Origin of the sequence: Chitinophaga sp. (assembly GCF_035564935.1) — a bacterium.
In the GTDB taxonomy this organism is placed as follows: domain Bacteria; phylum Bacteroidota; class Bacteroidia; order Chitinophagales; family Chitinophagaceae; genus Chitinophaga.
In genome coordinates this window covers 1-11,641 of record NZ_DATMTE010001100.1, presented here as the reverse complement: position 1 = coordinate 11,641, position 11,641 = coordinate 1, and the positions used below count along the sequence as shown (strand labels likewise).

Below are 11,641 nucleotides of genomic sequence, written 5' to 3'. Positions count from 1 at the left end.
CTTTGAGGGAGTCTTTATCGAAGAGGGTGGCATACTCCTGTCCGGCCATCTCCATCAGGTTAGTGGTATTGAAAACAGGGTATATCCAGTTGGCTGCCGGGCGGCTTTCATCTTCCGGATCACCCGGATAATATTTAAGGCTCAGGCTTACTTTATGACCACCTTTATCATAGTTGCCAATGTATACACCCAACCATACATCGCCCTGCAAACGGCCATGGAGCTCAGTGATATCCTGTTTATAGATAACCGAATCGGCCCAGTTGTACCCGGCAATTTTTACCTGGTTATTAAACTGCCGTACTCCGAATGGCGTGAAGAAACGCAATACTTCCAGTGCAGGCAAATAGTTATCCGTAGCTACCATTCCCTGGTATTGTTTACCGTTTTTAGCAGTGAATAACGGTAACGCCTCTACGCCCTTTTGAAGACCGTCCAGGAAAGAAGTGGCTTTATCTGCCGGGATCATAAATACGGAACCGGTTCTGTCGTATGCATCGCCATTGGAGTATTGAATAAGTTCCGCAAAAAGCGTTACCCCTTTTTTGGCTGCCGGTAAATTTATTTTTTTGAGGATAACTGTGCCGCCAGCAAAATGATAGGTTTGATTGAGCTGTTCCCCGGAAGGATTGGGCGTATTATTACCCCAGCTGATCTGTTCCTGGTTAAATACCGGCAGGGTGGTATACCGGCTGTCGATTACCTGCCGCATATACGCAGCATCATTTACCATGGTACCTGTATTCGATGGCCAGGCCAGTGCAGTTTCCGGCACTTTGCCCCAGGTAATTTTTTTTGCCAGGGTTTCACTGTTGCCGTTACGCACTATTTTAAGCACCAGGCCCAGGCCGGGCGCAATAGTAATATTCGGCGTGCCCTTCAATGGCAGTGCGTTGGTATACCATACTTCTATAGTATTGGACCGGATAAACAATTTGGCTTTTTTACAGGGATATCCCAGTATGGTGGCGGTATCCGGTAATAATTCAGGGTTGCTATATTCCGCGAAGGGCTTTTTCAGCGTATATACTTCGCCGTTGGGAAGGCTCAATACCTGCAAAGTAGCCTGTTCCCGTAGTTCCAGGAACTGCTGTTCCTTTTGCTTACCACTGCCGGCAACAATATGTGCCCGCTGACGGTCGATGATCAATTGCAGTCCATTGCCGGGAATCTCTTTCCCATTGCTGCTAAAGCCGTAAGTAATAATAGCGGATGTACTGTCTGCCGGTTGCTTTCTTTGCCCCTGTACCGGTTGCAGGGCGAGGATCATGCCGGTAACGATCAGTAATAATTTTCTCATTGTGGCTGTTTGCTTGTATTATCTGGTATACGACTCAGGTAAACGCTAAAAAAAAGCACAGCCATAAAGACTGTGCTTTCGTTTAACACTATCATTCACTCAACTATGGCTTATTCTGCTTCTGCCACTACTTCTTTCACTTCAGGGATCATACGCTTCATCATGCCTTCAATACCGGCTTTCAGCGTGATCATGGAAGAAGGGCAGCCTGAACAGGAACCTTGCAACATCAGTGTAACCGTGCCATTTTCATAATCTTTGAACTGAATGGCGCCGCCATCCATTTCAACAGCCGGTTTCACATAGTTTTCAAGTAATTCCTTGATCCGTTTTACCACGTCTGTATCGTCTGCACTTACTTCATTACTCGCAGAGGATTTGGTAATTACTACCTCGTCTTCATTGATAACAGGGCGGGAGTCTTCCAGGTATTCTTTCAGGAAGGCTTTCACGGTGGGAATTATATCGTTCCAGTCAGTTTCGCTGGTTTTAGTAAGCGTAATAAAGTTAGCCATGATAAATACCCCCCTGATAAAAGGGAAGCTAAACAGCTCTATGGCTAAAGGAGACGGTTTTGCACTGGCTTCATCCGGGAAATCAATGCTTTTGCCGGGGTACAGGAGCTTGTTAGCCACAAACTTCATGGTTTCCGGGTTTGGCGTCATCTCCGTATATATGCTGATGATTGGATTTCCTGTTTTAATCATTTTATCCTAATTTACTAATGCAAAGGTAACATTTTTCAGGCAGATTTCCGGGATGCATCTGAATGTAGCCTATTGAAATTAACGATCCGGATATAGTTCCCAGTGATATCCCCGTCACACCTCGATCTTCTTCATATTATACAAATTTTTCATTATGTTATTAAAAGAACTTTCGCCGAAAATTTATGACGCACTGAACCAGCAGGTAGAACTGGAAGCAGCCTCCTCCCAGTATTACCTCGCCATGGCCTCCTGGGCAGAAGTACAGGGGTATAACGGCGTGGCCCAGTTCCTGTACCGGCATTCCGATGAGGAAAGGGCCCATATGCTGAAATTGCTGAAGTTTATCAACGAAAGAGGCGGTCATGGCCTGGTTCCTGCTTTAAAACAGCCTACCGTGAAATTTAAAAACATCCATGCCATTTTTGAGCATGTATTCAGCCACGAACTACTGGTTTCCAAAGAAATCAATAACCTGGTAGATATGTGCCTGAACGAAAAGGATTATGCCACACATAATTTCCTGCAATGGTATGTTACCGAGCAAATCGAAGAAGAACGCCTTGCCCGTCATATCCTGGATAAGTTAAAACTGATAGGAGAGGACAAGGGCGGTCTTTATATTTTCGACCGGGATCTGGCCACACTGGATACCAACGATAAACACTAACATTATTGCGTGTCACTTATTACTTTTGTGATCATATATGCAAACATCAAAAGTTTTAAAAGCCCGCAAAAGAATAGCCCTGATTGCTCACGACCATAAAAAGGCGGAGCTGATAGAATGGGCCACTTATAACAAAACGGTACTCAGCCGCCATGAACTGTATGCAACCGGTACCACCGGCCTGCTGATAGAACAGGCGCTGGATGTATCTGTAAGAAAACTCCTGAGCGGCCCCCTGGGCGGCGACCAGCAAATTGGCGCCCTGGTGGCCACCGGGGAACTGGATGTGATCATTTTTTTCTGGGATCCCATGGAAGCATTGCCCCATGACCCGGATATCAAAGCTCTGCTTCGCCTCGGCGTGGTGTGGAATATCCCGATGGCCAGCAACCGGGCATCAGCAGATTTTCTTCTCACATCTCCCCTGATGCACCAGGAGTATGAGGCCAATTTGCCGGACTACAGCCAATATACAAAAAGGAAGATATAACCACCGGCTACCTTTTCCATGCTGTACACAAAACAACATTAGCTCCCTATCTTCATAAGAATCACATATTTGTATCAAATCAGCCTTGCTTTTCGCTATTTTCGCATCTTACGGAAAAAAAAGTCAGGCTGATGTTGAAGCAATTTATAGCAGGCGCAATATTTTTGATTATCGGAATGCAGCAGGCGTGGGCACAATTGCCTCCCAAACGCGAACTGAGAGCGGTATGGATTGCCACCGTGGAAAATATTGACTGGCCATCCAGGCGCGGGTTAAGTACAGAACAACAAAAACAGGAGTTCATTGCAATACTTAACCAGCAGCAGCGGAATGGTATGAATGCAGTAGTGGTACAGGTGCGCCCGGCTACAGATGCCTTTTATGCTTCCCCTTATGAACCCTGGTCGGAATACCTCACCGGCGTGCAGGGTCAGGCTCCTAATCCTTACTATGATCCTTTACAGTTCATGGTGGAAGAAACCCACAAACGTGGTATGGAATTTCATGCCTGGTTTAACCCATACAGGGCCGTATTCAATACCAGCCGCAGCAGCGTGGCGCCTAACCATATCACCCGCCTGAAACCACAATGGTTCGTTACCTACGACAATAAAAAATATTTTGACCCCGGCATCCCTGAAGTGCGCGAGTATGTAACAGCGGTGATCCGTGATGTGGTAAAACGTTATGATATAGACGCCGTTCATTTCGACGACTATTTTTACCCTTACCGGGTGCCCGGAAAAGAATTTCCGGATAACAGCTCCTACCGGCTATATGGCAATAATATGCTGCGGGACGACTGGCGCCGCGCGAATACAGACGCCATTATAAAAATGCTGAGCGTTGCTATTAAAGCGGAAAAGCCCTGGGTTAAATTTGGCGTCAGCCCTTTTGGCGTATGGCGTAACAAAGACAAAGACCCCGAAGGATCATATACTAAAGGTGGCCAAACCAACTACGACGACCTGTTTGCTGATATCCTGAAATGGCTGAAGAACGGCTGGATTGACTATGTAACCCCCCAGATCTACTGGGAACGCGGGCACCGGCTGGCCGACTATGAAATATTACTGAACTGGTGGAGCCAGCATGGCTACGGACGGCAGGTATATATCGGGCACGGTGTATACCGTATAGGCAGCAATGCCGCCTGGAAAAACCCCAATGAATTACCAGCGCAAATAGAAGAGGCAAGGACCCTGAACACTATCCAGGGCAGTATGTTTTACAGTGCGGCCTCTTTCCGTGGAAACCCCCTCGGCATTGAAGATGCGCTGCGCACCCGGCTTTATAAATACCCCGCCCTGCGGCCTATTATGCAATGGCTGCCAAAAGAAACTCCGGAGGCGCCTTATTTTATTGATGCCTTTGAAAGACCCTTCGGACTGGAGATACACTGGGCTGATGACGATACCAGCGGGCATACCAAACAATACGTGCTATACCGGTTTGAGCAAAACGAAGCCATTAACGTAAGCGACCCCACGAAAATAATTGGTATCCTGCAGCAATCGTCTGATCCGGAGTTCAGGGACCTCACCTATGTTAAAGGAAAACTATACACCTATATAGTAACAGCCCTCGACAGGTTGCAGAATGAAAGCCACATCAGCGAACCACTGCGTATGCGGCTGGTGAATGGTAAGGCGCAATTCCTTTTTGAACCATAGCTGCGGGAAGGAAGTATGGCGGCTAATTCCAGCCGTGGGAGAGAAGGGTGGCCGATTCCTGCTGACAACACCGGCGTGATTAATAAAGGCGCATTAATTCCTTATCCGGTACTGCTTCTGCCTTATTATTAAACAACAACAATACGGGAGCATTAACCTGGTAATTCCCGAGTACTGCTCCTACCTTATTATTAAACAACCCGGTTTGTAAAAACCCAATACGGGCGGTATCCCATACCGCGCTGAGCACGGTAATGCCGGAAATTTTTGCCTGCTGGCTGTCTGCTGTAAAGGGAACGGCTTTATCCAGGCTTACTTTTTTCTGTGAAACAGGCGCCGGGGCCTCCGCCTGATCCTGCGCGGAAACCAGGAGACCGGTAAATATCAATAAAGATACGGCTGTAAACAGCTTCCGGAACATACAACTGGTATAGGCAGAGGTATTAGCCAAATATAATATAAGAAGAAAAAAAAAGTACCTGACCACAAAAAGGATCCTTCTGGCGAACCTGGTAAGCCTGTCAGCCTGAGCCATTAAACCGGCTCAATTTATCCTGAGGACGCGGTCATTTTTTTAAAAGTTCTAACAATTCGTGGTATCTTTTTATTTTTTTCTAAATTTTAACCGTCTAACAAAAGTTTATATAAAAAATACCGCATTCCTTTAGTATCTTTAAACCGTTCCCGAATTATATCGTACACCATCACCCGCGGCGCAAGTCAGAAGGGAAGGGTGTGCCAAAGCAAAAAATCTAAACCAAATGGATGAAGTGAAGCAAACGCAAGGTTTATACCGTCCGGAATTTGAACATGATGCCTGCGGAACAGGTTTTACAGCCCATATTAAGGGTCGTAAATCCCACCATATTATTCGTGATGCCTTAACCATGCTGGAAAACATGGAACACCGCGGAGCCTGCGGCTGTGAGCAAAACACGGGAGATGGTGCAGGGATACTGTTTCAAACGCCCCATGAGTTCCTGTATGATGAGTGCCTGAAACTGGGCATCGCCTTACCGGAATTTGGAAAATATGGTGTAGGCATGGTCTTCTTTCCGAAAGAACCACGCTGGCGGGAAGAATGTCGTGAGATATTTCAACGCAGCGCAGAGAAACTGGGCCTGGAAATTCTTGGCTACCGTAAAGTACCGGTACGCCCGGATGGCATTGGTGAATCTGCCCTTTCTGTAGAACCGGAAATTGAACAGGTATTTATTGCCTGCCCTTATCATATCAGCGATCCGGAAATTTTTGAGCGCAAATTATTTGTGCTCCGTAATTATGTTTCCAAAACTGTTCGCAATACAGTTCCTAAAGAGAAGTCACTGTTTTACATTGCCTCCCTCTCTTATAAAACAATTGTATATAAAGGTCAGCTAACCACCTACCAGGTGCGTCATTATTATACAGACCTGAGCGATGAGAAAATGGTTTCTGCCTTTGCGCTCATCCACTCCAGGTTTGCCACCAATACCTTCCCCAGCTGGAGACTGGCTCACCCGTACAGGTATATCGCTCACAATGGTGAAATCAACACGCTGAAAGGTAACCTTAACTGGTTACGCGCCGGCGAAAGGGACTTTATTTCCAAATACTTCACAAAAGAAGAAATGGAGATGCTGCTCCCTATTGTGGAAGAAGGCCAGTCCGACTCCGCCAGCCTGGATAATGTGATTGAACTGCTCACCATGACAGGCCGCTCCCTCCCGCATGTAATGATGATGCTGGTGCCGGAAGCCTGGGATGGTAATGAAGATATGGGTGAAGAAAAGAAAGCGTTCTACGAATACCATGCTTCTCTCATGGAGCCATGGGACGGTCCTGCTTCCATTTCCTTTACCGACGGTAAAATCATTGGCGCCACCCTTGACCGTAACGGGTTACGTCCAAGCCGTTTTGTAGTAACCAAAGACGATCGAGTGATCATGGCTTCTGAAGCCGGTGTATTACCGATTGATCCGAAAAATATCAAAGAAAAAGGCCGCCTGCAGCCTGGTAAAATGTTTATTGTAGACATGGACCAGGGCCGCATCATAGGAGATGAAGAGCTGAAACAACAGATCTGCTCCCAGCAACCCTATGGCGAATGGCTGAATAAATACAAGATCCGCCTGGAAGAACTGCCGGAACCAAGGGTAACCTTTACTCACCTGGAACACGACCAGATCTTTAAATACCAGCGCTCATTCGGTTACAGCACTGAAGACCTGGATCAGATCATTGCCCCAATGGCTATTGATGGCAAGGAACCTGTTGGCTCTATGGGTACAGATACCCCGCTGGCAGTACTGAGCAACCAGCCACAACATCTGTGTAACTACTTTAAACAACTGTTCGCACAGGTAACCAACCCGCCAATTGACCCTATCAGGGAAAGACTGGTAATGTCGCTCGCAACCTTTGTGGGTAACAACGGTAACCTGCTGGATGAAGATCCGCTGCACTGCCACGGTTTGGCGCTGCGTCACCCGATCCTCAACAACCACGAACTGGAAAAGATACGCAGTATTGATACCGGCTTATTCCAGGCCAAAACATTACACACCTACTTCAAGGCAGACGGCAAACCCGGCTCCCTCGAAAAGGGCCTGGCCCGCTTATGCCGCTATGCAGTAGATGCAGTGGAAGATGGCTTTGAAGTAATCATCCTGTCCGACCGCGCTATCGATTCAGAACATGCTGCTATTCCTTCTATCCTCGCAGCTTCCGCTGTTCACCACCACCTGATCCGCAAGGGTTACCGTGGTCAGGTAGGACTGATCGTAGAAGCCGGCGATGTTTGGGAAGTTCACCACTTTGCCTGCCTGCTGGGCTTTGGCGTAACTGCCATCAACCCGTACCTGGCACTCAGCACCATCCGTGATATGAAGCTGAACGGCAAGCTGGACACTACGCTGGATGTAGATAAACTGAAGAAGAATTATATTAAAGCCATCTGCGACGGCCTCCTGAAAGTATTTTCCAAAATGGGGATCTCTACCCTGCAATCATACCAGGGTGCGCAGATCTTCGAAATACTGGGTATCAACCAGGCAACTGTTGATAAATATTTCACCGGCGCCGTTTCCCGTATACAGGGCCTGGGCCTGGATGAAATTGCCCGCGAAACACTGGCTAAACACTGGATGGGCTACGGTCGCAAAGAAACACCGGTACAACGTTTAACAGAAGGTGGCGTATACCAGTGGAAACGTAAAGGAGAATTTCACCTCTTTAACCCAACCACTATTCACTATTTGCAGCTGGCCACCCGTATGGGCGACTATGCAGCCTTCAAAAAATATTCTAAAGCGGTAAACGATCAAAGCGAAAAAGCAGCCACCTTACGTAGCCTGTTTACTTTCAAAAAGAATCGTCCGTCTATTTCTATTGATGAAGTAGAACCAGCCACCAGCATCTTCAAGCGCTTCGCTACCGGTGCAATGAGCTTTGGATCTATTTCACACGAGGCACACTCCACACTGGCCATTGCTATGAACCGTATCGGTGCAAAAAGCAACACCGGTGAGGGTGGGGAAGATGAACTGCGTTATGAGCTGCTGGAAAACGGCGACTCTATGCGTTCTGCCATCAAACAGGTAGCCAGTGCCCGTTTCGGGGTTACCAGCTACTACCTGACCAATGCCGACGAATTACAGATCAAAATGGCGCAGGGTGCAAAACCCGGCGAAGGCGGGCAGTTGCCCGGCCATAAAGTGGACGACTGGATCGCGAAAGTAAGGCACTCTACACCTGGTGTAGGCCTCATTTCTCCGCCACCTCACCACGACATTTACTCTATTGAGGATCTGGCCCAGCTGATCTATGATCTGAAAAACGCCAACCGTGCCGCCCGTATCAGCGTGAAGCTGGTATCTAAAGCAGGTGTGGGTACTATCGCAGCCGGTGTTGCCAAAGCACATGCGGATGTGGTACTGGTGTCAGGCTTCGACGGCGGTACAGGAGCATCTCCGGTAAGCTCTATCAAACATGCCGGTTTACCATGGGAACTCGGTTTGGCCGAATCCCACCAGACACTGGTAAAAAATAAACTCCGCAGCAGGGTAGTACTGCAAACAGATGGTCAGCTGAAAACCGGCCGCGACATTGCCATCGCTACTTTATTAGGTGCCGAAGAATGGGGTGTTGCCACCGCTGCCCTCGTGGTAGAAGGCTGTATCATGATGCGTAAATGCCATGTGAACACCTGTCCTGTTGGTGTTGCCACCCAGGATCCGGAACTGCGTAAACGCTTCAACGGCGATCCGCAACACGTGGTAAACCTGTTCACCTATCTCGTGGAAGAACTCCGCGAAATCATGGCCGACCTGGGCTTCCGTACCATCAATGAAATGGTAGGCCAGGTAGAATGCCTCCAGATGCGTGATAATATCACCAACTGGAAAACACAAAAACTGGATCTGTCACCGATCTTATATAAAGAAGAAGCTTCTGCCGAAACCGGCCTGTACAAACAGGAAGAACAGGATCACGGCATCAGCGAAGTGATCGACTGGCAACTGCTGAAGGCTGCACAGCCCGCACTGGAAAAGAAAGCCAGGGTATACCAGCAGTTCCCTGTAAAAAATACAGATCGTACTATTGGTACCATCTTGTCTAACGAAATATCCAAACGCTACAAAAGCGAAGGATTACCGGAAGATACCCTGCATTTCAAATTCATCGGATCTGCAGGCCAGAGCTTCGGCGCCTTTACCACTAAAGGGTTAACACTGGAACTGGAAGGTGAAGCCAATGACTATTTCGGTAAAGGGCTGTCTGGCTCCAAGCTGATCCTTTATCCACACGGAGAAGCTGGTTTTAAGGCAGAAGAAAATATCATTGCGGGTAACGTTTGTTTCTATGGAGCCACCTCCGGCGAAGCTTTCATCCGCGGTAAGGCAGGAGAACGTTTTGGTGTCCGTAACTCCGGTGCTACCGTAGTAGTAGAAGGAGTAGGTGATCACGGATGCGAATACATGACCGGTGGTAAAGCAGTGATCCTGGGTGAAACCGGCCGCAACTTCGGAGCAGGTATGAGCGGTGGTATCGCTTATGTGTACGATGTGAAAGGCACTTTTGCCAACCACTGCAACAGGGATATGATCGACCTGGATCCGCTGGACCAGGAAGACGTAGCACAGCTGCAGGACCTGATTACTAAACATCATGCCTACACGAACAGTACAGTTGCGAAGTTTATCCTGAAAGACTGGGAAAACCAACTGCGTCATTTCGTGAAAGTATTCCCGAAAGAATACAAGGCTGCGTTGAAATCAGCTAAAATACAGGGCCAGAAAGTAGGTCACTGATTGAACAATTAACATTCATCATCAAAATATCCCTTGCAGGTAAGGGACTTGTGGAGGAAAATTATGGGTAAACCTACAGGATTCCTGGAATTTACACGCGAGCAGCCCGGGAAAGCGGATCCCCGGGAAAGGGTTAGTCACTATAATGAATTTGTAGAACGATTCCCGGATAATAAACTGAATCAGCAGGCCGCCCGCTGTATGAACTGCGGTGTGCCTTTCTGCCACAGCGGATGCCCGCTGGGTAACGTAATACCGGAATTTAACGATGCCGTATACCGCCAGGATTGGAAAGAAGCGTATGATATATTGTCCTCTACCAATAACTTCCCGGAATTTACCGGCCGTATTTGTCCGGCTCCCTGCGAAAGCGCCTGTGTACTGGGCATTAACCAGCCACCGGTAGCTATCGAGGAAATAGAAAAGCATATTATTGAAATCGCTTTCGATAAAGGCCTGGTACAGGCAAAAGCACCCCGGATACGTACGGGCAAAAAAGTAGCGGTGATTGGCTCCGGTCCGGCCGGCCTGGCCGCAGCAGCCCAGCTGAACTATGCAGGTCATACTGTGACTGTATTTGAACGCGACGATGCACCAGGCGGACTTTTACGCTACGGTATCCCGGATTTCAAACTGGAAAAATGGGTAGTGGAACGCCGTGTGAAACTGATGGAAGAAGAAGGAGTGGTATTTCAATGCAATGCCAATGTAGGCGTAAACGTTAGTACCAATGATCTGCTGAGAGAATACAACGCAATTGTACTGGCTGGTGGTTCCACCATTCCGCGCGATCTCCCGATCCAGGGCCGCGAGCTGAAAGGCATACACTATGCAATGGACTTCCTGAAACAGCAGAACAAAAGAGTGAGCAATATTGCGGTAGAAGGCAGCGATATCCTGGCAACCGGCAAAAATGTAATCGTGATTGGTGGTGGTGATACCGGCTCCGACTGTGTGGGAACCAGTAACCGTCATGGCGCAAACAGTGTTACACAACTGGAGCTGTTACCGAAACCTCCGGGCGAACGTACCGCATTTATGCCATGGCCTACCTACCCCATGATCTTAAAAACATCTTCTTCCCACGAAGAAGGAGCAGACCGTAAATGGGCCATCGCCACCAAATCCTTCATCGGAGATGAGAATGGCCACCTGAAGGCACTGCGGCTGGTAGACCTTCAATGGACCGCCAGCGCCGACGGCAGACCGGCCAAATTCACGGAAGTACCCGGGTCTGAAAGAGATGTACCCTGCGAACTGGCTTTACTGGCTATGGGCTTCGTACATCCGCAGCATACCGGCTTACTGGATCAGCTGGAAGTGGAAAGAGATGAACGCGGTAACGTAAAAGCTACCGAAAAAGATTACCTGACATCCATCCCTAAAGTGTTCACTGCCGGCGATATGCGCCGCGGACAATCGCTGGTGGTATGGGCAATAAGTGAAGGCCGTGAGTGTGCAAGAAAAGTAGATGAATTTCTGATGGGTAGTTCCCAGCTGGAAAGCAAAG

At 48.2% G+C, this 11,641-nt stretch carries 8 protein-coding genes; 5 read left to right on the top strand and 3 right to left on the bottom strand.

Going from position 1 to position 11,641, the window contains the following annotated elements; translation table 11 throughout:
• Positions 1 to 1,300, bottom strand: a 1,300-nt coding sequence (locus VN105_RS28325) for a PNGase F N-terminal domain-containing protein (protein WP_325646611.1), incomplete at its 3' end; no start/stop codon positions are given.
• A 110-nt stretch (positions 1,301 to 1,410) separates the two neighbouring features.
• Entirely contained in the window at positions 1,411 to 2,007 is a 597-nt protein-coding gene (locus tag VN105_RS28320; RefSeq protein ID WP_325646610.1) for a NifU family protein, read from the bottom strand.
• 154 nt (positions 2,008 to 2,161) lie between these two features.
• On the opposite strand from VN105_RS28320, the gene VN105_RS28315 reads away from it, so the two are divergent.
• From VN105_RS28315 to VN105_RS28305, 3 genes are all read left to right on the top strand, one after another.
• The gene (locus VN105_RS28315; RefSeq protein ID WP_325646608.1) at positions 2,162 to 2,677 is read left to right on the top strand and encodes a ferritin; all 516 of its coding nucleotides are present in this window, start codon (positions 2,162 to 2,164) and stop codon (positions 2,675 to 2,677) included.
• Positions 2,678 to 2,714: 37 nt separating this feature from the next.
• Entirely contained in the window at positions 2,715 to 3,167 is a 453-nt protein-coding gene (locus tag VN105_RS28310; RefSeq protein ID WP_325646606.1) for a methylglyoxal synthase, read from the top strand.
• A gap of 131 nt (positions 3,168 to 3,298) precedes the next feature.
• The gene (locus VN105_RS28305) at positions 3,299 to 4,840 is read left to right on the top strand and encodes a glycoside hydrolase family 10 protein (RefSeq protein ID WP_325646604.1); all 1,542 of its coding nucleotides are present in this window, start codon (positions 3,299 to 3,301) and stop codon (positions 4,838 to 4,840) included.
• A 79-nt stretch (positions 4,841 to 4,919) separates the two neighbouring features.
• On the opposite strand, the gene VN105_RS28300 is transcribed toward VN105_RS28305, so the two are convergent.
• Positions 4,920 to 5,261 carry a hypothetical protein gene (locus VN105_RS28300; RefSeq protein WP_325646602.1) on the bottom strand — a complete coding sequence of 114 codons (342 nt, stop codon included), beginning with the start codon at positions 5,259 to 5,261 and terminating at the stop codon, positions 4,920 to 4,922.
• A gap of 340 nt (positions 5,262 to 5,601) precedes the next feature.
• Here VN105_RS28300 and gltB point away from each other — a divergent pair, with 340 nt between their 5' ends.
• Both gltB and VN105_RS28290 read left to right on the top strand, forming a co-directional pair.
• Positions 5,602 to 10,131 carry a glutamate synthase large subunit gene (gene gltB / locus VN105_RS28295; RefSeq protein WP_325646600.1) on the top strand — a complete coding sequence of 1,510 codons (4,530 nt, stop codon included), beginning with the start codon at positions 5,602 to 5,604 and terminating at the stop codon, positions 10,129 to 10,131.
• 63 nt (positions 10,132 to 10,194) lie between these two features.
• Positions 10,195 to 11,641: glutamate synthase subunit beta (locus VN105_RS28290; protein ID WP_325646598.1), on the top strand; the 1,447-nt coding region annotated here is incomplete at its 3' end.